Origin of the sequence: Streptomyces sp. NPDC050263, assembly GCF_040655955.1 — a bacterium.
Classification (GTDB): Bacteria; Actinomycetota; Actinomycetes; order Streptomycetales; family Streptomycetaceae; genus Streptomyces.
This window is the reverse complement of sequence record NZ_JBFAKW010000011.1, coordinates 53,008-74,814: the sequence shown is the minus strand read 5'-3', so window position 1 is coordinate 74,814 and position 21,807 is coordinate 53,008. Positions and strand designations below refer to the sequence as shown.

The following is a 21,807-nucleotide window of genomic DNA, read 5'->3' as shown; positions in this document are numbered from 1 at the left end:
CATCACATCGAGGGGCTCTCATGAAGTTCGGCATCAACCTCTTCCCCACCGTGGGCCCGGCGGAGAAGTCCGCGGGACAGCACTTCGAGGAGTCGCTGCGACTGGCTGAGCTCGCCGACACACTCGGCTTCCACCACGTGAAGACCGTGGAGCACTACTTTCACGAGTACGGCGGCTACAGCCCCGACCCGGTGACCTTCCTCGCCGCCGCCGCGACCCGCACCCGCCGGGTCCGGCTGGTCACTGGTGCCGTGCTGCCCGCGTTCACGCACCCACTGAAGCTCGCCGGCAAGCTCGCCATGCTCGACAACATCTCGCAGGGCCGACTCGACGTCGGCTTCGGACGGGCCTTCCTGCCCGACGAGTTCACCGCCTTCGAAGTGTCTATGGACGAGAGCCGCGCCCGCTTCGACGAGGGCGTCGAGGCATGCCGCCGGCTGTGGGCGGAGGAGGACGTCGTCTGGGAGGGCCGCTTCCACCGCTTCGGGCCGCTCACGCTGCTGCCCCGCACCTGGCAGCGCCCGCACCCGCGCATCCTCGTCGCCACGGCCAAGACACCCGCGTCCGCCGAAGCCGCCGGCCGCGCCGGGTACGGCGTGATGCTCGTGCCGTCCATCAACCCACGCGAGCAGGTGCAGAAGACGCTCGCCCTGTACCGCGACACCGCCTCGGCCGCCGGGTTCAAGCCCACCGAGGAGGACGTTCACATGAGTTACAGCTGCTACCTCGCCGAGGACGCCCAGGCCGCCAGGGAGAAGGGCAAGCTCGCCTCCGACCGCGCCAACCAGGCCCTCGCCTCCGCCGTGTCCGCCTGGAAGGAGACCCGCAGCGCCGACTACCCCGGCTACGAGAAGATCGTCGAGAGGGCGGGCAAGGGCGACTTCGACCGTGCCGTCGCCGAACGCAAGGCGCTGGTCGGCACGCCCGCCGAGGTACGGGCCGCCATCGACGACATCCGCGCCTGGTTCGGTGACTTCACCATCAGCCTTCAGGTGATCTCCGGCGCCATGCCGTTCGAGGAATCCGCCCGAACCATGCGCCTCTTCGCCGACCAGGTCCTGCCGCACTACCGGACCAACGACTGAGGGACAGCTGATGGTTTCACTCCGCACCGATCCTCGCTCGGGGCGTGGTGGCGCACCCGGCAAGGCGCTCGCCGGCGGACCCGGGCGGGACGGGGCCGACGCGGCGCTCGCACGTCCCCGTCCCCGGCCGTCGCGCTGGGTGGCCGCCGCGGCCGGGCTCGTCCTGCTCACCATGGCCCTCAACGCCCTCGCGACCAATGACGCGTTCCGCTGGGACGTCGTCGCCAGGTACTTCACCGCTGACGCGGTGCTCGCCGGACTCGGCACCACCCTGTGGCTGACGGCCGTGGCCTTCACCGGCGGCTTCGTCCTCGGTACCGCGCTCGCCGTGATGCGGTTGTCGGGGAACCCGGTCCTGACGTCGCTGAGCTGGGGCTACACCTGGCTGTTCCGGTCGGTCCCGATGCTGGTCCAACTCCTGTTCTGGTACAACATCTCGCTGCTGTACCCGAAGTTGTCGCTGGGCATCCCGTTCGGCCCGGCCTTCACCGAGTTCTCCACCGAGCGGGTGATCAGCAGCCTGACCGCCGCCGTGATCGGCCTCGTCCTGCACGAGGCGGGCCAGCTCGCCGAGATCGTGCGGGCCGGCGTCCTGTCCGTCGGCCGGGACCAGACCGAGGCCGCCGAGGCGATGGGGCTGAGCAGTTGGCGGATCTTCCGGCGCATTGTGCTGCCGCAGGCGATGCCCGCGATCCTGCCACCCGCGGGCAGCCAGATCATCGGGCTGCTCAAGGGCACCTCCATCGTCAGCGTCATCGCCGTCCAGGACCTGCTGTACGCCACCCAGCTCATCTACAACCGGAACTACCTGGTCATCCCGCTGTTGCTGGTGGCCACGCTCTGGTACCTGCTGCTGACCACACTGCTGGGCATCGCCCAGTACTTCGTCGAACGTCGCTACGCCCCGGGAGCCCGGCCATGATCGAGGCAGCAGGCGTCCGTAAGTCCTTCGGCACCCGGCTCGTGCTCGACGACGTCTCACTGACCGTTCCCGCGTCCACTGTCACCTGTGTCATCGGCCCTTCGGGCTCCGGCAAGAGCACACTGCTGCGCTGTGTGAACCGGCTTGAGCGCATCGACGCGGGGCGCATCACCGTGGACGGCGAACTCGTCGGATACGAGTGGCGCGGAGACCGGTTGTACGAGCGCTCGCGCCGGGCCGTGTCCCGCCAGCGGTCCCGTATCGGCATGGTCTTCCAGAACTTCCGCCTCTTCCCGCACATGACGGTCCTCGACAACATCACCGAAGCGCCGCGCGCGGTCCTCGGACTGAAACGGGGGGCGGCCGAGGAACGGGCCAGCGCACTGCTGGCGCAGGTCGGTCTCGCCGGGAAGGAGAAGTCGAGCCCGCACCAGTTGTCCGGCGGCGAGCAGCAGCGCGCCGCCATCGCGCGCGCCCTCGCCATGGAGCCCAGGGCCATGCTGTTCGACGAGCCCACCAGCGCACTCGACCCCGAGCTGACCGGCGACGTTCTGCAGGTGATCCGTTCGCTGGCCGACGGCGGCATGACGATGGTCGTCGTCACCCATGAGATGCGGTTCGCCAGAGGCATCGCCGACCAGGTCGTCTTCATGGACAACGGCGTGATCGTGGAAGCCGGGCCGCCCGAGGCGGTATTCGAAGCCCCCCGGCACGACCGCACCATCCGGTTCCTGGCCCCCCATTAGGCGTCCCTGGGCACTTCCCCCCACCGCTGCTGACGTGCCAGCACAGCCCGACGAGGAGAGACCGATGCCATCTGCCCGCCCCGTCCTTCCCACCGTCCGCCGACGCGGCACACGCCGCGCCCACCTCAGAACGGTCCTCATGGCAGCGTTGCTGCCGTTGACGCTCACGGGCTGTGGCGCCGCGGACGACGTCCCCGAGGACGCCCAAGCACGCGATCTCGGCAGCCAGGACGTAGTGTCGGCGGTCCAGGAGGACGCCAGGCTGTCGGCGACGCTTCCCGCCGAGTACCGAGAGTCCGGTGTGTTGCGCGTCGGGTCCGCCGTCGGAGTGCCGCCCATAGCCTTCAGCCCCGAGGACGGGGGACCGCCGCGTGGCGTGGACATCGACGTGACCGACGCGGTGGCGCGCGTCCTCGGGCTGAAGGTGCAGCGCACGCATGTGAGCGGAGCCTCCCTGATCACCGGTATCAACGCCGGCCGCTACCAGGTCGGCACCGCGAATCTCGCCGTCACCGAGGAGCGCGAACAGGTCCTCGACTTCGTCCTCTACCTGACTGACGGCTCCGGCTTCGCCGTACGCGACGACAGTGCCCTGAAGCAGGTCAAGAGCCTGGCGCAACTGTGCGGGCTGAGGGTCGGCACGGGTACGGGGACGACGTTCGAGGCCGAACTCCAGACGGCGAGCAAGGACTGCGTCGCCGACGGCGGAAAACCGATCGGGATCAGTACGTACCCTGATGCCGCCGCCCACTTCCTGGCACTGCGCCAAGGCCGTGTCGACGTGCTGATGACGTCGTCGAGCGTCCTGCGCTATGCGGCGACCCAGCAGCCGGGGCTGCGCTACCTCAACGAGATCGAACGCAAGAGCGTCGGCCTCGCGGTCAAGAAGGGGTCCCCGCTCGCCGGGCCGTTGAAGAACGCGGTCGACCACCTGATAGAGGAGGGGACGTACGACAGGATCCTCAAGAAGTGGAACCTGCGGGCGGCAGCGGTTCCGGCCGCCGAGATCAACCCCGGCCCCACTCCCTGAACGGCGGTCAGCCTTCCCACTCCACCACCGCGCAGCTCCAGGTGAACCCGGCGCCGATCCCGAACAGCAGACACAGCTCGCCGGGCCTGACCCTGCCGGACTCGGCCAGGAAGGCGAGTCCGGCGAACTGGTCGCCGGCTCCGAGGTGACCGACCGACCGGCCCCACGGCCATGTGGTGCGCTCTTCGGGAATGCTCCAGCGGCGCAGGAAGGTCGAGTTCAGCCGTCCGTGTCCGAAGTTCGGCAGGACGAACCACGAGATGTCGGTGAGCGTGCAGTCGGCTTCCGCGAGTGTGCGCTTCAGCGTTTCGTCCTGCCCCGCGGTGATCCGGGCCACGCTGTACGAACGTCCGGTGTCCTCGACGAACGTCCGCTGCAGCAGGCTCAGGTCGATCGGCTGCCGCAGCGCGAACGGTACCCGGGAGAACGGATCCCGCCCACGGTGCATCTGTTCGAGGTCCGCGTCGGACACGGTCACCAGGCTCCGCAGCCGGGCCAGCCCCGTCCGCCCCCGAGTGAGGACGAGAGCGGTGCCCGCATCGCCGTAGACGGTGCCGGGATCGCTTCGCCAGCGCGCGAAACCGGGCTCACCGAACACATCGCCAGTGGTCAGCAGCGCACCCCTTCTGCCCGGAGCCCCGCTCAGATAGCCGGCCGCGAGCTCCAGCGCGGCCATGCCGCCGTTGGACAGCTGCTTGATCTCCACGGCAGGGCACCGGTTGCCGACCGCGTACCTCTGGATGTACGAAGCGGGCGCCCACAGGTCGTGCCCCTGGTACTGCACCGTGGCGTGCAGCAGCAGATCGATGTCGGTGGCGGGCGTGCCGGTGCGCTCCAGCACCTGCCGTGCCGCTGCCACGGCGAGTTCGGGTGCCGAGCCGCCGGCCGACACCGCTACGGAGCCGATGGCACTGCGCGCGGCGGTCCGCTCGTCGCACAGGCCGTCGCGCAGTGCCTGATCCACGGAGCAGGTGTCCTCCACGTGCAGAGCCGCTCCAGCGATGTGCAGGTCTTCGAACCTCATCTCCCGATGCCCTTTCACCGGCCGTCTCCTGGGGGTGCGGACGCCGACGGCCGCCGGTCCGGAGGGTGTCCGGAACCGGCGGCCCTCGTACCGACCGCGGCGTACCGGGGCGACGGGTCGCGTGCCTCCGGCCACCACGACACTCCGGCCCGCCGGTGGACGAGTGGTCCAGAGCGGCTGGAGCCGTCGTCGCGGACGGCCGCTGTCCCCCGGGTCGAGCCATCCTCCAGCCCGCGCTCCCACCCTGGGCGGGCCACGAAGGAGAGGAGACCTGCCGTGACCGCACCGCCGCCGACCGCGCTGCTGTTTCCCGGTCAGGGCGCGCAGCAGCCCGGAATGGGCGTCGGCCTCTATCACGCGCATCCCGGCTTCCGGCAACGCATGGAAGAAGCCCTGGAGTTGTGGCGCGACCACGGCTTCGAACTGCGCGCGGACTGGCTCGCCGCCCGCCCCGGCCCCGAGGCCGATCGCCTGCATGTCGCCCAGCCCCTGCTGTTCTCCCTGGACTGGGCGCTCGGCCGTACCGTTCTCGACGCCGGGGTGCGGCCAGCCGCGCTGCTCGGCCACAGTGTCGGGGAGGTCGCCGCCGCCACCCTCGCCGGGGTGTTCGACCTCGCCGGTGCGGTCGGTGTCATGGCGGACCGGATCGCTCAGCTGGCTGGCACTCCGGCAGGCGGCATGCTCGCAGTCCTGGCGAGTCCCGACGAGATGGTCCCGTACACAACGACGGACGAGGTCGTCGTCGGCGCCGTCAACGGGCCACGCCAAGTGCTCCTCGCCGGGCCCGAGGAGGGCCTGCGGCTGGCCGAGGCGAAGCTGCGCGCCGACGGCTTCACCTGCCGGCGGGCCCGCGCCGTCAACCCCTTCCACAGCCCGGTGCTCACCGAGGCGGCCCTGCGCGGCCTGCCCTTCCTCGCCTCGGTACGGCCGAACCCGCCCCGCCTGCCGCTGTACTCGGCCTACACCGGCGGGCCCCTGACGCCGGAACAGGCCCGCGACACCAGGTTCTGGGCGCTTCAGCCCGCCTCGCCCGTCCTGTTCGGGCCGGCACTCGACACGCTGCTCGCCGAGCGGGACGTCGTCCTCGTCGAGGCGGGCCCGGGCCAGGGGCTCACCGCGCTGGCCCGGCGCCATCCGCGGGTCACCCGGGGGGCGTCCGGGGCGCTCGCGCTGCTGCCCGCCCGCCCCGCCGACGCGGACACCGAGTACGCGGCTTTCGAGAAGGCCCTCGAGGGGCTGGTGAGCCCGCCCGCCGTGTCCGGGCCCGCTCCAGGGGGTCTCCAGACCGCCTTGCCACGGTCACGACCGGGGGCCGGAACACCGGTCCCCGCCGACAGCGAGTGAGGATGCCCATGCAACGACGCGTCGTCATAACCGGAATCGGTGCGGTGGCGCCCGGGGGAACAGGGATCAAGCAGTACTGGGATCTGCTGTCGACCGGGCGGACGGCCACCCGCACAATCTCCCTCTTCAACGCCTCGCCGTACCGCTCCCAGGTCGCCGCGGAATGCGACTTCTCGCCCGCGGCGGCCGGACTGTCCCCGCAGGAGGAGCGCAGGCTTGACCGGGCGGGCCAGTTCGCGCTCGTCGCGGCCCGGGAGGCGCTGGCAGACAGCGGCTTCGACGTCACGGGACCGCGACCCGAGCGCACCGGGGTGGCGCTCGGCTGCGCGGTGGGCTGCACCACCTCGATGGAGACGGAGTACACCGTGCTCAGCGACGGGGGCGCGCACTGGCTCGTCGACCCCGCGTATGCCGTCCCGCGTCTCTACGACCACTTCGTGCCCAGCTCCCTCGCCGCGGAACTGGCCCGCGAGGTGGGAGCGGGGGGCCCGGTGTCGCTCGTGTCCGACGGCTGCACCTCGGGCCTCGACGCCGTCGGCCACGGCACCGACCTGATCCGCGAGGGCAGCGCCGACGTCGTCGTTGCGGGGGGCACCGACGCGCCCATATCCCCGATCACCCTCGCCTGCTTCGACGCCATCAAGGCCACCACGCCGCGCAACGACGACCCCGAGCACGCCTCGCGCCCCTTCGACAACACCCGCAACGGTCTGGTCCTCGGTGAGGGCGCGGCGGTGCTGATCCTGGAGGAGCTGGAGCACGCCGTGCGGCGCGGCTCCCGCATCTACGCCGAGGTCGCCGGGTTCGGCACCCGCAGCAACGCGTACCACATGACGGGTCTGCGTTCGGACGGCGCCGAGATGTCCGAGGCAATCCGCGTCGCCATGGCCGAAGCGCGACTCGCCCCCGAGGATGTCGACTACGTCAACGCGCACGGCTCCAGCACCAAGCAGAACGACCGCCACGAGACGGCCGCGTTCAAGACCTCGCTGGGGGAGCACGCGTACCGGATCCCCGTCAGCTCGGTCAAGTCCATGATCGGGCACTCGCTCGGCGCGATCGGCGCGCTCGAACTCGTCGCGAGCGTCCTCGCCATGGAGAACGGCCTGATCCCGCCGACCGCCAACCTCCACGAGCCCGACCCCCTGTGCGACCTCGACTACGTGCCGGTGACCGCCCGGGAGGCGCGCGTCGACTCCGTCCTGAGCGTCGGCAGTGGCTTCGGCGGCTTCCAGACCGCCGTCGTGCTCGCCCGGCCGGAAAGGAGCGCCGCGTGACCGCGTCCGCACCCGTCATCACTGGGCTCGGTGTCGCCGCCCCCACCGGGCTCGGCACGGACGCCCACTGGTCGGCGACCGTCGAGGGCCGCAGCGGCATCGCCCCCATCACCCGCTTCGACGCCTCCGGCTACACCGCGCGCCTCGCGGGCGAGGTGCCCGGCTTCGCGGCCGCCGACCACATTCCGAGCAGGCTGCTTCCCCAGACCGACCACATGACCCGGCTCGCGCTGTACGCCGCGGACGAAGCGCTCCGGGACAGCGGCCTCGACCTCGCCGGCCTGCCGCCGTACGCGGCCGGCGTCGCCTCCGCCTCCTCGATGGGTGGCTTCGAGTTCGGCCAGCGCGAACTGCAGAACCTGTGGAGCAAGGGCGGCCAGTTCGTCAGCGCCTACCAGTCCTTCGCATGGTTCTACGCCGTCAACACCGGCCAGATATCGATCCGGCACGGGCTCAGGGGACCGAGCAGCGCGGTCGTCACCGACCAGGCCGGGGGACTGGACGCGATCGGCCACGCCCGCCGCCAGATCCGCAAGGGCACGAAGGTCATGCTCGCCGGGGGCGTCGACGGCGCCCTGTGCCCCCTCGGCTTGGCCGGCCGGCTCAGCTCCGGCCGGCTCAGCACCGCCGACCGCCCGGACCGGGCCTACCTGCCCTTCGACGAGGACGCCGCCGGACACGTCCCCGGCGAGGGCGGCGCCTACCTGGTCTTGGAAGACCCCGAGGCAGCCAGGGACCGGGGTGCGCAGCTCTACGGCCGACTCGCCGGGTACGCGGCTACGTTCGATCCCGACCTGAAATCCCCGGCCGCCGACGGCCTGGAGCGGGCCGCACGTGGGGCCCTCGCCGACGCCGGCCTGTACCCCTCCGACATCGCGGTCGTCTTCGCGGACGGTGCCGCCGTGCCCGCGGCGGACCGGGCCGAAGCGGCCGCGGTGACCGCGGTGTTCGGCCCCGGGGGAGTGCCGGTGACCGTGCCCAAGGCGCAGACGGGACGCCTTTACGCAGGCGGTGGAGCTCTCGACCTGGTGTCGGCTCTGCTCTGTCTGCGTGACGGACGGATCCCGCCCACGGCGCACGTCATCTCCGTCGCCGCGGACTGCCCGATCGACCTGGTTACGGGCGAAGCCCGGCCGCTGTCCGGTGACGCGGCGCTAGTCCTGGCCCGGGGCGAGGGTGGCTTCAACGCGGCCGCCGTCGTCACCACCCCGGGCTGAGCGGGCACCGGCCCGATCGGCCTCCCTCCCGCGACAAGCATGTGTTACGACAGGAAGGAACTGCCATGAGCACCAACGGGACCACGGCACTGAGCCTCGACGATCTGACCCGCATCCTGCGCGAGTCGGCCGGTGAGGACGAAACAGTCGATCTGAGCGGAGATATCGCCGACGTGTCGTTCACGGACCTGGGCTACGACTCGCTCGCTCTGCTGGAGGTCGCGAGCCGCATCACCCGCGAGTACCGGGTGTCCCTACCGGACGAGGAACTGGACCGCGCCGAGACGCCACGGGCCTTCGTCGAACTGGTCAACACGGAGCTCTCGCGGACCTGACGCTCCTGGGCGCAGGCGGCACACGCGAGAGGGCGGGTCCGGAGAACTCCGGGCCCGCCCTCTCGCGTTCGGAGCGCTCAGCGAGCCGCGGCCCGTTCGGCGGCCTGCTTCGCCAGTGTCAAGGTGGCCGTGCTGTTCCCGCCGAGCGCGTTGCGTACGAGATCCCGAGCGGTGTCCAGCGTGGCGTCCACGCCCAGCAGGCCCCGTACCCGATCGGTACGCAGGACGACGGTGTGGTGCGAGAAGGCGCGTACTCCGTTCTCGGTCGGCTCGACGACCCAGCGGCCGGTGTGCGCGCTCATCAGCGGAGGCACCCGAGTCTGCTTGTACACGAGCCGGTTAGGTCCGAATCCGACCCGTACCGATTTCGTGGTGTGCACGGAACCGTCGGCGGAGCGGGTGTCCATCTCCACCGTCTGCAGATCGTCGTCGGGCTCGGTGAGCACGAGCCGGCTGACGTGTGGCAACCGCTCCTCCCACAGGTCGGCCCGCCACAGGAAGTCGTAAACGGCCTCGGCCGGCCCGGCGATGTCCACGTGGTCGGCGAACGACAGCAGCGCCCGGGGCTCGGCGCCCAGCGACTCGGCGGCGGACTTCAGCGCGGCGAGCTCGGCCTCGCTGTTGGTGTCGACGGCGCGTTGCACCCACTCCCGTGCCGCCGGATCGTCGTCGACGACGGCGAAGTCGTGCAGCAGCACGACGCTGGAACCACCGGGGGCCGCCTCGACGACCCACTCGCCGCCCATCGACGCCACCGGTGCCGACGACACTTCCTGGCGGAACGTCACCCGCAGCGCCGCGGGGTCCAGTTCACGTCGCGAGGTCCAGGACCGCACCTCCCCGTTCGCGAACGCCCAGATCTTCAGCCGCTCCGAACGGCTGTCCCCGTCGAGCCGCTCCACGTGCACCGTGGGAGGGAAGACGTGCGGCCAGCCCTCTGCCGTGGCGATCAGCTCGTACACGGCCTTCGGATCGGCCGTCACATCGACGGCGTGACGCGTCCTGAATATGCCTGAGTCCGGCATGCTGTACCCCTTTCCGGTGATGTCGCCGAGAGTGTGGGGGAGACCGATCCAGCAGGAGTGGAGGAGTACTGGACGCAGGCGCTCCCGACTGTCCTGGAAATACCTCGCGAGCCAGTGACCTGGGGAGGAAGTATCGTCCCGGGTGACTGATCGAAAGGCCAACGAGCAAGGCTCGCGTCCGCAGTGCCGACGTGTCCCCCCCTTTCTGTCAGCCTTGGGTCTGCGGGGTTAGCCTGAGAGGGCACGACAGGAGAACCGTCCCGTATGCCAAACACCGAGTCCGTCGGGTCCGACCCGGCACCGAGGCCGAAGCGTCGCACCTTCACCTCGGAGTACAAATTGCGGATCGTCACCCCGTACGACGCCGCGCCCAGGACGAGAAGGGTGCGGTCCTGCGCCGCGAACGGCTCTACCACTCGCATGTCAAGGAGTGGCGGGCCGCCCGTGATGCCGGGCCGAAGGGTCTGTGGGAGGCCGACAATCTCGGTGACCCTGCTTCTTGTCACCAGTGGTGGCCAGCCGGTGGCCGGACGCCTTTGGACGGTGCAGCATCGGGTGGCACGGGTCAACCTGTTGCACGTGCTCTGATCAGGAAAAACGTCACCACGCGGCACGACGAGGCATCAGGCAACACGAACGCTCACGGTCTCGTAATGCGTAGGTCTCGGGTTCGAATCCCGAAGGCGGCTCCCAGGTGAACCCCAGGTCAGGCCTTTGACCTGGGGTTTCTTGTTTCGGGCGACCTTGGAATCTCGGCAAATCGGGCACCGTTCGTCTGTGCATCGTAATGCGTAGGCCGGAGGTTCGGGTTCTGTGACGAGATCGACGATCTAACGCTCTGACCTGGTCATTTACTTGCTCGCAGGGGGTGGATCATGCTTGCGCGAAGAGCCTCGGTGGACAACCGATGGACAAGTGTGCCTGACTCTCCATCAGGGGACTCTTGGTGCCCTGGGTCGATGGGTGAAACCGACTGGTCTCCGATGGGACGGTAGGAGTCGTCGGGACTGTCCGGTGCGGACAGATCTCACGTCCGGCTCAGGCCCTGGCGATGACGGACCGTGAGCGTACGCAGTAGCCAATCGGGGGCAAGAACCTCGAAGGAGCGGCTGCGTCGGTGCATGCGGGAGCGTCGTCCCAGTTCAGGGCGAGACCAGCTCTTCAGGCTCTGGTGCCCAAGTCGTGCGGTCCGTCATTGTGCGGGGCGACGAGCGGCAGGCGGGCATCATCACTGCGTACTCAGCCCCCGGCTCTCCTTGTCGAGCAGAAGGTCGTCGTCCGACCACAGCCACTGCTCGTTTCCGAAGGGGCCGGGCAACTGCCGCGAATCCGGCCCGGTCCGTGATGTCACCGACCAGCACCTCGGAGATGTTGAGAGCGAGGCGTGCGGGGGAAGCCCGGGCGGAGTGTCCGTCAGCTGGGCGCCAAGGGTTTTCAGGAGTAGGTTCCCGTGCGCGTACGGCACGGGAACCGGGTGGCGTCGTGTCGCCCGGCCGGGTCGTTGCCTTGGGCGGGGCAGGCCGGTGGTTCACGGCTTCTGCCCGGTCGGCCGGTCGGCGTAGTCCTCGACCAGGTCACTGATGAGCGAGAGCAGGGCGTCGACGCGGTGCCGGTCCTCGCGCTGGTCGCGCAGGGCTTGGGCCATTGCCCGGAGCCGGTCCAGGGTGGCTGGAGCCCGGTCCCGCACCTCGTCGAGCAGCGGCGTGGTGATCAGGTCCAGGCATTCGGTGAGCAGGAGCCGGGTGGCCTGCGCGGGGGGAGTCAGGGCGGGGGGCGGCGAATCCGGTGGTCAGGTACCGCGCGGGGTCGCTGAGGCTCCAGCCCACGACGGTGCCGTGCTGGACGAGGAGCGCCACGTCCGGGGCGATGCCGATGCGGGCCTCCAGCGGCTCGTCCAGGACGTCGAGGTCGCGTAGGCAGGTGAGCACGGTGTCTGCGGGGGCGCGGCAGAGCTCCGTGGTCACTTCCAGGCGGAAGTCCTGGGCGCATCGTCCGCGAGAAGGCCGCCCGGGCGGACGGGGGGTGTGGCGGGAAGGCGGGCAGAGTCTGCGGCATCGGCGGCCTCACCGGCGATCTGGAACTCGGCGCCGACCAGTTCCCGGCCCGCCTGATCGAACCGAAGCTCGTCAGGCGTGTCTCACAGCCACGGCTGACTGCCGAAGGTGTCCAGAAGGAACTGCCCGCGTTCCTCGACGTTTGCGAACCTGGCGATGCGCAGACTGAAGTCCCGAAAATCGAAACGTGGGCTGATGCGCAGCGGATCGCCCGTCACCGTCGCGGTCCAGTTGTCGTCGATGGTGATTCTCATGGTGAATGCGACCTCATCCCCAGCGCCTTCAGAGCACGGAAACGCCCAGTGTCGACCTCGGTCACCAGTTTCCGTAGTCCTCGACCATGGTGGCGATGAGGTCGAGCAGGGCGTCGGCCCGGTGCCGGTCCTGTTGTTGGTTACGCAGGGCTTTGTCGGCGGCCCGAAGGCGGGCCAGGGCGGCCGGTTCTCCGTCCACCAGGTCGTCGACCACCGGCGTGGTGATCAGGTCCAGGCACTCGCTGAGCAGCCGACGCGTGGTGTCGGACGGCGGGGCGGGATCCGGGGCGGCGAACCCAGTCGTCAGGTACCGGACCGGGTCGGTCAGATTCCAGCCGACGACAGTTCCGTGCTGGACGAGGAGCGCCACGTCTGGGGCGATGCCGATACAGGCCTCCAGCGGCTCGTCGAGGACGTCGAGGTCGCGCAGACAGGTCAACCCGGCGTCCCCGGGAGCGCGGCACAGCACCGTGCACATCTCATGCCGGAAGTCCCGCACCTCGTCGGCGCGGAGCCCGCCCTGGCGTAGTGCGGGCATGACGGGAACGCGAACGGACGTCTCGTGGTACGCGGAGACGTACGGCATCCGGAGTTCGGCCCCGACCAGCTTCCGGCTGTCCGGGGCGAACCGGAGGGTGTTGGAACCAATGCGCCCTGCACGGAGTGCGAAACGTGCAAAGTAGCACAGGATGTGTGACCCCGAGAGCCGGTTCCCCGCACCCGTGGGAGTGCGGCAGACTGGCGCGGAGTCCCGGGCCGCACGGCCGGGGCGAGCGAATACGTGCCCAGCCCCAGCGAGGAAGCCGTCAGACCCGTGAGCGACGAGCCCGACGCCCCGGACCCCGTCCCGGACCCCGTCCCGGACCCCGTCCCGGACCCCGTCCCGGACCCCGGCCTGGCCCCTGCGTCGGGTTCGGACGTCCCGGAGCCCGATGCCGCGGACCCCGTCGACGAGGGCGCGTTCGGTATCGACGCGTTCTCCCTCGACGACCGGCTGCGGCTGTTCCACTTCGCCGCCGCCGAGAAGCGTCACGAGTACCTGTGGCTGCTGCGGGCCTTCGACCGCGGACGTGCCAACTACCAGGTGCTGCTGCACGCCTCGGACGCGGTGGGACTGCTGGAGCGGCTCGCCGCCGACCATCCCGGCGCGGGCGCGGTGGGCGGGTCGGCCGGTGTGCAGCCGTTGCTCGACGCGCTCGCGGAGTGGCAGGTGCTGGACCGGTCGTACGACGGGACGCGCGCCGCGAACCTGGCCGAGTACCGCAACCGGCACTACGTGTACCAGTTCACCCAGGCCGGGTACCGGGCGTACCGGGCGGTGGAGGACGTGCTCGGCGCGAGCCTGGAGGACGCCCGGCTCTCCCGCCTCGTCTTCCCCGACATCCTCGGCGACCTGCGAGCGCTGGCCGAGGCCAACACGGCGGGCGACGGCGAGGAGGTGTACCGCAAGCTCGGCCGTCTCGACTCGGTGCTGAACGAGATGGCGCAGCGTGCCGCCCGTTTCTACCTCATGCTGGGCGACCTGGCGCGTACCAACGACACCCGGCCCGAGGTGTTCCTCGCCCACAAGGACACGCTCCTCGCGCACATGCGGGAGTTCACCGCCGAACTCGGGCGCTACGCCCCGCTGCTCGCCGAGGCGGTCGAGAAGGCCGCGGCCACCGGTGTGGACCGCATGGTCGAGTTCGCGGCCGAGGCCGACGAACGGCTCTTCCGCAGCCCCGCCGAGCGCCTCGCGGACTGGCGGCACCGGTGGGACGGCATCGTCCACTGGTTCGCGGAGCGCGAGCACAGCGAGACCGAGCGGCTGCAGGACGCCACCGTCACCGCGATCCGCTCCGTCCTCGCCCTGCTGCGCCGGGTCACCGAGGCCCGCCGGGGCGGGGTGAGCCGGGAGAGCCAACTGCGCCACCTCGCCCAGTGGTTCACCTCCTGCGAGAGCGACGAGGACGCGCACGCCGTGTTCCAGGCCGTCTTCGGGCTCGGCGCGCCCCGCCACATCGCCGACCCCGAGCAGATTCCGGGGCGTACGTCCTGGTGGGAGGCCGAACCGGTCGAACTCGCCCGCACCCTGGTCCAGTCCGGCCGCACCCCCGCCCTGCACGGCCCCGGCCGCATCGAACGCGACGACGACCGGCGGGCCCTGCTCCGCGCCGAGCAGCTCAAGGAGCAGGCCGAGCGCCGCGGCGCCGCGAACTCCCTCGCCTCGGACGGCGTGTACGGCCGGACCCTCGACGAGCCCGAGACACGGGCCCTGCTCGGTCTGCTGGACGTGGCCCTCGCCGCCCGCGTCCCCGCGAGCCGCCGGGTCACCGCCGCCTCCGGCTCCGCCCACGGGGTACGGCTCACCCTCACCCCCGCCGAGGGCTCCACCACCGTCGACACCGTGCGCGGCCGCCTCCATCTCGACGGGCTGCGCCTGGAGGTCACCACATGAGCGAGGACGTCGTATGAGCCGTGTCGCCGAAGGCGTCTCCCCGCTCGAACTCGCCGACTACCAGAAGGCGGTACGGCTCGTCCTGCGGCACCCGCTGGTCACGTCCGGGTACCCGGACAAGGCGGCGCTGGCGACGGTGCGCCGCTGGGCCGACCAGTTGCGCACCGACCTGATGGAGGCACTCGGGTACCGGCTCGTCACCACCGCCGACACCGTCCGGCTCCAGCGCGCCCAGGACGGCCTGGACGCCACCCGCCCGGCCCTCACCCGCGCTGGACGCCCCTTCGACCGACGCCGCTACGCCTACCTTGTGCTCACCCTCGCGGCCCTGGGCCGGCACGGCGCGCAGGTGGCGCTGGGCGAGCTGGCCGACGCGGTCGCCGCCGACGCCGTACGCATCGACGGACTCGGGCTCGACACCGCACGCAAGCCCGACCGGGACGCCTTCGTCGACGCGGTCACCTGGCTCACCGAACGCGGCGCGCTCACCCTCGCCGACGGCTCCGCCACCGCCTGGGCCGGCGATCCCGAGCGCGCCGAGGCCCTGTACGACATCGACCGCGAGATCCTCCTCGCCGTCCACCACCCGACCCGGGTCCTGCAGCATCTGACGTCGGTCACCGCGCTGCTGGACTCCTCCGGCGCGCTGGGCCTGTCCGCAGGCCGTGCCGCTCAGCGCCGCGACCAGGCCCGCCGCGCCCGCCGCCTGGTGCTGGAGAACCCGGTCGCGTTCTACGCCGACGCCGACACCGAACTCCTGGGCCAGCTGCGGGCCCCCGCCCTCGCCGAGGACCTGGAGCGGCTGACCGGGTTGACGGTGGAGCGGCGGGCCGAGGGCGTGGCGCTCATCGACACCTCCGGCAGGCTGTCCGACATCCGCTTCCCCGGCGGCGGTACCGTCGCGCAGGCCGCGCTGCTCCTTGCCGCCCGGATCAGCGCGGCCGTGCAGCGTTCCGGACGGCACGCCCTCGAACTGCTGCCCGCGCCCACCGCCGCCGAACGTCTGACGGTCCGCGCCCGGCGTATCGACGCGGCCCTGCCGTCGCGTGGACTGGTCGCCGAACTCGCCGAGCCGGACGAGGAGTCGGCGTACGAGGTGTCCGTGTACGAGACGCCCGACCACGAGGGCCGGGAGCCGGCGGAGACCCGCCACCCCTTCGTCACCGACTCCTGGCTGCGGGGCAGGCTCAAGGAGATCACCACCGAGTACGGCGCGGGCTTCGCCGCCGATCTGCGCGGCGACCCGGACCGGTTGCTCGGCCAGGCGCTCGACCTGCTGGCCGCCATGTCGCTGATCGCCCGGGTCGACGGCGGGGCCCTCGCCCTGCCGCTGATCGCCCGCTATCGGGGGGTCACGGCCCGGGTGAAGACCCGTACGGTGGCCGGGCCGCCCTCTCAGACCGCCCTGTTCGCCGACGACACCGTCAACGACACCGCCGAGGACCCGACTCCGTGAGCACCCCCGCCCCAGCAGCGCGCTACGTCCCTACCCGCGCCGGGATCATCAACCTGTGGGACTACCGGGACGAGGAGTTCTCCTTCGCCGGCGGCTGGCTGGTGCTGCGCGGCCCCAACGGATCCGGCAAGACCAAGGCCCTCGAAGTCCTCTTCCCCTTCGTCCTCGACGGCCGTATCGACCCCAAGCGGCTCAACCCGTTCGCCGCCGAGGACCGCACGATGAAGTCCAACCTGCTCTTCCGCGGGCAGGACAGCGCGCTCGGCTACGTCTGGATCGAGTTCACCCACCGGGAGACGGGCGAGGCCGTCACCTGCGGCATCGGGCTGCACGCTCAGCGCCACCGTGACACACCCGCCCGCTGGCACTTCGTGGCAGAGGGCCGCGTCGGCGAGGACTTCTCCCTCCTCACCCACGACGACCGGCCGATGACGAAGAAGCAACTCGCCGCCGAACTCGGACGCGAGCTGATCGCCTCCACGGTCGACTACCGCGCCGCCGTGGACCAGCGCCTGTTCGGTCTCGGCCCGGAGCGGTACGAGCAACTGCTCACCCTGATCCTCACGCTGCGCCGCCCGCAGCTCGCCAAGAACCTCGACCCGGCCAAGCTCTCCGACACCCTGACCGCCGGTCTGCGCCCGCTCGACGACGACCTGATCGCCGAGGCGGCCCGTTCCTTCGACGACATGGAGTCCGTGCAGCGCACCCTGGAGGGGCTGGCCGCCGCCGACGACGCCACCCGCGCCTTCCTCGCGAGCTACTCCACCTACCTGCGGGTCCACGCCCGCGCCGCCGCGGACCGGCTCACCGCCCGCCGTACCGAGACCGCCGAGCGCGCCACCGCGCTGAGCACCGCCACCACGGACCTGGCTCAGGCCCGTGAACGGCAGGCCGCCGCCGAGACGACCGCCGAGTCGGCCGACGCCTCGCTCGCCGCCCAGCGCGCCCGCCTCGACCAGCTGCGCTCCTCCGCCGCCTACCAGGCCGTCGAGCAACTGGCCGACCTGGAACGCCTGGTGCGCACCTGCGAGCAGACCGCCCGGCAGGCGAGCGCCGAACGTGAACGCCGCAGCGCCGCAACCGGCCGCGCCCGCGCCGAGGCCGAGCACGCCGCGCGGCTCGCCGCCGAACTCGACGCCGCAGTCTCCCGGGACGCCGCCACCGTCGCCGACCACGCCCACACCGCCGGCCTGTCCTGGACTCCGGCCGACGCCGAACCGGCCCGCCTCCCCGAACGCTCCGCCGCGCTCGCCGCCGCCCGCCACGAGGGCGTCCGGGCCGTGCGCGGCGCCCAGCAGGCGGCACGCGGCGCCGAGCAGACCCGTGACCTCGCCCGGGTATCGCTCGACCGTGCCGAGGAGGCCGTCAGCGCGGCCGAAACCGCCGAGACGGCCGCCGAGTCGGCTCTCGAATCCGCCCGCGAACAGGCCCGTGAGGCACTGGGACAGTGGGCGGAGGCGCATGGTGAGCTCCTGACCGAGGAGGGGGTCGGCCGACTCGCCGAAGCCCTCGAACTCACCGGCGAGGCGGAGAGCTCGGGTGTGCCCGTCACGCTCGCGGACGCCTTCACCGAGGCCACCGCCTCCGCCGTACAGGAACTGCGTGACTCCCTCGCCGCCCTGCGCGCCCAGCGCGCCGATGTCGAGCGCCGCCGCGCCGAGACGGAGGCCGAGCGCGACCGGATCGCCGCCGAACACGACGACGCCCCGCCCCAGGCCCGTGGCCGCACCGCCGAGCGGGCGCCCGGTGAGGGGGGTGTTCCGCTGTGGCGGCTCGTCGACTTCGACGATCACCTGACGGACCGTCAGCGAGCGGACCTGGAAGCCGCCTTGGAGGCATCGGGCATGCTCGACGCCCTCCTCACCGCCGAGGACGCCCCCGTGGCGGCCGGGCGCAGCGAGGGTTACTTGCGAGCCGGTTCTCCGGTGAGCGGACCGAGCCTCGCCGACCTCCTGCGCCCCGAGGTCCCCGAGGTCCCCGAGGTCCCCGAGGCCGGCGATGTGATCCCGACCGCCGCCCGGATCACCGCCGTACTGCGATCCGTTGCCGTCACCGGCGACCTCGACACCGGCATCCCCCAGATCAGCCCCGACGGCCGGTACGCCGCAGGTGTCCTGGTCGGTGCCCACAGCAAGGAGCACGCCGAGTACGTCGGCGCGACCGCCCGTGCCCGGCGGCGCGCCGCCCGGATCGCCGCCTGCGAGACGCTCCTGGCCGAACTCTCCGCCCAGTTGGACGAGTTGGCGCGGGTGCAGGCCCGTACGGATGCCGCCCTCGACGCGTACGCCGCGGCCCGCGCCGCCCTGCCCCGCACCACCGGCATCATCGAGGCGCTGCGCGAACTGGACAGGGCCGCGGCGAGGCTGCGCGCCACCCGCGACGCCGCCGACGCCGCCCAGGGCTCGTACGACGAGTCGGTGGCCGCCTGCTCGGTCGCCGAGCGCGCCCTGCGCCGCACCGCCGCCGAGCACGCCATCGAGACCGACCGCGTCGACGCCGTCGAGACCGCCACCCGCGCCTTCGAGACGGCGGTCCGCGAACTGGCCGCCCGCCGCCGCGAACACGCCCGCCAGAGCGAGGCGGCCGAGGCCGCCGCCGACCGGCTCACCGTCGCCGCCGAGGACGAGGAGGCGGCGGCGGACACCGAGCGCGCGGCACGCCGCCGGTACACCGAGGAGGCCGCGGGACTTGAGGCCCTCCAGGAGGCCGTCGGGGCCGAGGCGCAGGAGGTGATGCGCCAGGTGCAGGAGACCGAGGACGGCATCGACGCCCTGGTGGGGGAAGCAGAGGCGGCCCGCACCGCTCAGCACAGCGCGATCGCGGGTACCGCCGCGGCCGAGGCCCGCCGTACGGCCGCGGCCGAGGCCCGGTCGGTCGCAGCGGCGGAGGAGAAGGACACCGCCCGCTCCCTGCGCCCGTATGCCGTCAGGGAACTCCTCGACATCCTGCGCTGCCCGCCCGGCCTCGCCTGGCCCGCCCAGGAGGCCGACTGGACCGGTGAGACACTCCCGCCGGCCGTGGCCGCCGTGCACGAGGCGATCCTCGCCGCGACCCGCGACCTCACCCCCACCGAATCCAGCCTCAAGCAGTCCGTCACCCGTCTCACCAAGGCCCTGGACGACCTGCAGGCGCAGCTGGCCGCCGCCGGGCAGGACTACCGGCCCGAGTGGGACGGTTCCGACGGGGTCATCCTCGTCCGTGTGGCCGACGAGGAGGGCCCGCTGCCGGTGGCGGCCTTCGCGCAGAAGATCTCCGCCCACCGCCGTGACCAGGCCGAACTGCTCTCCGATTCCGAGCAGCGCATCCTGGAGGACGCCCTGCTGACCCGGCTCGCCCAGCAGATCCACGACCGCACCATCGACGCCCGCGACCTGATCCGGCGGATGAACACGGACATGCGTCGGCGCACCATGTCCTCGGGGACGACGGTCGGGGTGAGTTGGCTGCTCGCCGACCACCTCGACGACGAACAGCGCGGCGTCTGCGCCCTCCTCGACGCCGACGCCGTCCGCCTCGGCCCGGACGGTCTCGCCCGGGTGCGCACGCACTTCGCCGCGCAGATCAAGACCGCCCGCGCCCGCCACCGTGACCAGCCCTACCGCGAATTGCTCGCCGAGGTCCTCGACTACCGGCGCTGGCGGCAGTTCGCGTTCCAGCTGGTACGGCCCGACAAGAGCGAGGAGCGGCTCACCCGGGCCCGGCACAGCCGCCTGTCGGGCGGTGAGCAGTCGGTGTCGCTGCACCTGCCGCTGTTCGCCGCCGCGCACGCCATGCTCAACTCCGCCCATCCGCACGCCCCGCGCCTGCTCGCCCTCGACGAGGCCTTCGCGGGCGTGGACGACACCGGGCGCGGTGAACTCATGTCGCTGGCCGCGCAGTTCGACCTCGACCTGTTCATGACCGGCTACGACCTGTGGGCCGCCCACGCCGCCGTGTCCGCCGCCGCCCACTACGACCTGGCGCACTCCGCCGTCGACCACACCGTCTCCGCGCTGCTGCTCGTCTGGGACGGCGACCGGCTCCTCGCCGACGACACCGGCGACCTCACCGCGGCCCTCGGCTCGCCCGGCACCCGGCGGGTCCCGGTGACCGAGGGGGCCGCGGTTGTCCACTGAGCGTGAGCCGTCGGCGTACGACGAGCTGCGGGGCGAGGGATGGACCCGGCTGCTCGCCGCCGCCCACCGCAGACTGGAGCGCACCGGCGGTGCGCTCGACGGCGACATCGGGCTCACGGGGCCCAGCGAGGCCGAGCGCCGCACCGTCATCGGCATCACCGGCCGCTACCGGCCCGAGACCGCCAGACGCCTCGCCGTACCCATACGCGATCTGGACGGGTACCTGTACGACCGCTACGGCACCGGTCTCCTCCAGACTCTCGGCCGTCTCCATGGCTCGCTGCGCGACCGGCCCGCCGAACGGGCCGACGAGGAATCGCGCCGCGACCAGGCACTCAAATCCGTCCGCTCCAGCAGGCTCGCCGGGCAGGGATGGTTCGCCGCCTGGCTGGAGCGGATCGCCGCCGACGGCACCCTCACCCGTCTTGTACGCCGGGGGGACGCGCCGCTCCTCGACGTGGCGGCACGTGTCCTGGAACGGCTCTGCGGCGACGGGGACCGCTGCACGGGCTCGCCGGAACGGTCTTCCGCAGTCCTGCCGCTTCCGGTCCTCGCCGAATGGGCCACCGGCGACACCAAGGCCCTGGTTCCCGGCACCCCGCTCGAACAGCTCGTCCTGCGCGCCCTCGCCCAGCGCGTCGGCGACGGCCGCGCCGTACCGCGCGACCGGGCCGGGCGGCGCGCCCTGTGGGAGAGCGCCGGAGCCATCGCGGACGACCTCGCCAGCCAGGTGCTCGTCCTCAACATCGGCGCCAGGGGCGACACCGTCGTCTGCGACTGGCTGCGCGACGCCGCCGGCTTCGGCATACCCTTCCGGCTCACCCTCCACCAGCTCGCCACCGACCCCGTCGTCCCCGCAGCCCGCACCCTCTTCGTCTGCGAGAACCCGGCCGTCCTGCGTGCCGCGGCCGGCGAACTGCAGGGCACCGGCGCCGCCCTGGTCTGCACCGAGGGCGTCCCGTCCGCCGCCTGCCACAAACTGCTCGGCGACGCCGTCCGCGCGGGAGCCCGGCTGCACTGGCGCGCCGACTTCGACTGGGCCGGCCTGCGCATCACCGCGGACGCCGTGACCCGCCACGGCGCCCACCCCTGGCGGATGACGGCCGCCGACTACACGGCCGCACTCGGTGAGGGCGAGTCCACACCGCTCGCGGGACCGCCCACCACCAGCCCCTGGGACCCCGAACTGGCCCGTGCCATGCGGGAGTCCGGCGGCGCGGTCATGGAGGAACGCCTCCTGCCCGCGCTCCTGTCCGACCTGGCCCGGCCGGCGTCTTCTCAGTGAGCGCCGGTCTCCGGCCCGTCCGCACGAGCGGGCGTTGTGACGCGGGGTGTGAGCCGGGCCCGTAAGTGTTCGGACCCAACAGGTGGCGTGGGGTGACTGCCAGGGGCAGCGGGCACCTTTTGGCGTGGCCATGGGGCGGCCGGACGCCTTTGGACGGTGCGGTACCAGTACCGGCGTCCGGTACGGCGCATGCGGTCTGAT

At 71.9% G+C, this 21,807-nt stretch carries 17 protein-coding genes; 12 read left to right on the top strand and 5 right to left on the bottom strand.

The genetic code is table 11. From position 1 onward, the window contains the following. Window positions 1-20: 20 nt before the first annotated feature. The 4 genes from AB0J04_RS07625 (at window position 21) to AB0J04_RS07610 (ending at window position 3,783) form a co-directional block, all read left to right on the top strand. On the top strand, window positions 21-1,085 hold the full coding sequence (locus AB0J04_RS07625; RefSeq protein ID WP_363167433.1) for an LLM class flavin-dependent oxidoreductase: 1,065 nt from the start codon (window positions 21-23) through the stop codon (window positions 1,083-1,085). A gap of 10 nt (window positions 1,086-1,095) precedes the next feature. Continuing rightward, window positions 1,096-2,007: an amino acid ABC transporter permease gene (locus tag AB0J04_RS07620; RefSeq protein WP_363167432.1), complete on the top strand. Its 912-nt coding sequence runs from the start codon at window positions 1,096-1,098 to the stop codon at window positions 2,005-2,007. After that, window positions 2,004-2,753: an amino acid ABC transporter ATP-binding protein gene (locus tag AB0J04_RS07615; RefSeq protein WP_363167431.1), complete on the top strand. Its 750-nt coding sequence runs from the start codon at window positions 2,004-2,006 to the stop codon at window positions 2,751-2,753. The genes AB0J04_RS07620 and AB0J04_RS07615 overlap by 4 nt, the downstream gene beginning before the upstream one ends. Window positions 2,754-2,817: 64 nt before the next feature. Further along, on the top strand, window positions 2,818-3,783 hold the full coding sequence (locus AB0J04_RS07610) for an ABC transporter substrate-binding protein (RefSeq protein ID WP_363167430.1): 966 nt from the start codon (window positions 2,818-2,820) through the stop codon (window positions 3,781-3,783). A gap of 7 nt (window positions 3,784-3,790) precedes the next feature. Here AB0J04_RS07610 and AB0J04_RS07605 read toward each other — a convergent pair whose 3' ends face one another. After that, window positions 3,791-4,807 carry a ketoacyl-ACP synthase III family protein gene (locus AB0J04_RS07605; RefSeq protein WP_363167429.1) on the bottom strand — a complete coding sequence of 339 codons (1,017 nt, stop codon included), beginning with the start codon at window positions 4,805-4,807 and terminating at the stop codon, window positions 3,791-3,793. A gap of 276 nt (window positions 4,808-5,083) precedes the next feature. Between AB0J04_RS07605 and AB0J04_RS07600 the strand changes: the two genes are divergently transcribed. From AB0J04_RS07600 to AB0J04_RS07585, 4 genes are all read left to right on the top strand, one after another. Continuing rightward, window positions 5,084-6,151 carry an acyltransferase domain-containing protein gene (locus AB0J04_RS07600; RefSeq protein WP_363167428.1) on the top strand — a complete coding sequence of 356 codons (1,068 nt, stop codon included), beginning with the start codon at window positions 5,084-5,086 and terminating at the stop codon, window positions 6,149-6,151. 8 nt (window positions 6,152-6,159) lie between these two features. After that, a complete protein-coding gene (locus AB0J04_RS07595; protein ID WP_363167427.1) occupies window positions 6,160-7,428 on the top strand; it encodes a beta-ketoacyl-[acyl-carrier-protein] synthase family protein in 1,269 nt (422 codons plus the stop codon). Continuing rightward, window positions 7,425-8,645 (top strand): ketosynthase chain-length factor, encoded by a 1,221-nt coding sequence (locus AB0J04_RS07590; protein ID WP_363167426.1) that lies wholly within the window; start codon window positions 7,425-7,427, stop codon window positions 8,643-8,645. The genes AB0J04_RS07595 and AB0J04_RS07590 overlap by 4 nt, the downstream gene beginning before the upstream one ends. Window positions 8,646-8,710: 65 nt before the next feature. Next, window positions 8,711-8,980 carry an acyl carrier protein gene (locus AB0J04_RS07585; RefSeq protein ID WP_363167425.1) on the top strand — a complete coding sequence of 90 codons (270 nt, stop codon included), beginning with the start codon at window positions 8,711-8,713 and terminating at the stop codon, window positions 8,978-8,980. A gap of 77 nt (window positions 8,981-9,057) precedes the next feature. Here the strand turns inward: AB0J04_RS07585 and AB0J04_RS07580 are convergent, their stop codons facing one another. The 4 genes from AB0J04_RS07580 to AB0J04_RS07565 all read right to left on the bottom strand — a co-directional run bounded on the left by AB0J04_RS07580 (window position 9,058) and on the right by AB0J04_RS07565 (window position 12,851). Continuing rightward, window positions 9,058-10,005, bottom strand: a complete 948-nt coding sequence (locus AB0J04_RS07580) for an aromatase/cyclase (protein ID WP_363167424.1) — start codon at window positions 10,003-10,005, stop codon at window positions 9,058-9,060. A gap of 1,228 nt (window positions 10,006-11,233) precedes the next feature. Next, window positions 11,234-11,356 (bottom strand): hypothetical protein, encoded by a 123-nt coding sequence (locus AB0J04_RS07575; protein WP_256252286.1) that lies wholly within the window; start codon window positions 11,354-11,356, stop codon window positions 11,234-11,236. A gap of 786 nt (window positions 11,357-12,142) precedes the next feature. After that, the gene (locus AB0J04_RS07570) at window positions 12,143-12,313 is read right to left on the bottom strand and encodes a hypothetical protein (protein ID WP_363167423.1); all 171 of its coding nucleotides are present in this window, start codon (window positions 12,311-12,313) and stop codon (window positions 12,143-12,145) included. Window positions 12,314-12,374: 61 nt separating this feature from the next. Then, on the bottom strand, window positions 12,375-12,851 hold the full coding sequence (locus AB0J04_RS07565; RefSeq protein ID WP_363167422.1) for a hypothetical protein: 477 nt from the start codon (window positions 12,849-12,851) through the stop codon (window positions 12,375-12,377). A 276-nt stretch (window positions 12,852-13,127) separates the two neighbouring features. On the opposite strand from AB0J04_RS07565, the gene AB0J04_RS07560 reads away from it, so the two are divergent. From AB0J04_RS07560 to AB0J04_RS07545, 4 genes are read left to right on the top strand one after another with little or no spacing between them, the layout of a single operon-like run. After that, window positions 13,128-14,750, top strand: coding sequence for a TIGR02677 family protein (locus AB0J04_RS07560; protein ID WP_363167421.1), 1,623 nt, complete (start codon window positions 13,128-13,130; stop codon window positions 14,748-14,750). A gap of 13 nt (window positions 14,751-14,763) precedes the next feature. Further along, window positions 14,764-16,206, top strand: coding sequence for a TIGR02678 family protein (locus AB0J04_RS07555; RefSeq protein ID WP_363167420.1), 1,443 nt, complete (start codon window positions 14,764-14,766; stop codon window positions 16,204-16,206). Further along, entirely contained in the window at window positions 16,203-20,321 is a 4,119-nt protein-coding gene (locus AB0J04_RS07550; protein ID WP_363167419.1) for a TIGR02680 family protein, read from the top strand. Before AB0J04_RS07555 ends, AB0J04_RS07550 begins: the two co-directional genes overlap by 4 nt. Next, window positions 20,311-21,606 (top strand): TIGR02679 family protein, encoded by a 1,296-nt coding sequence (locus AB0J04_RS07545; protein WP_363167418.1) that lies wholly within the window; start codon window positions 20,311-20,313, stop codon window positions 21,604-21,606. Before AB0J04_RS07550 ends, AB0J04_RS07545 begins: the two co-directional genes overlap by 11 nt. Window positions 21,607-21,807: the final 201 nt, after the last annotated feature.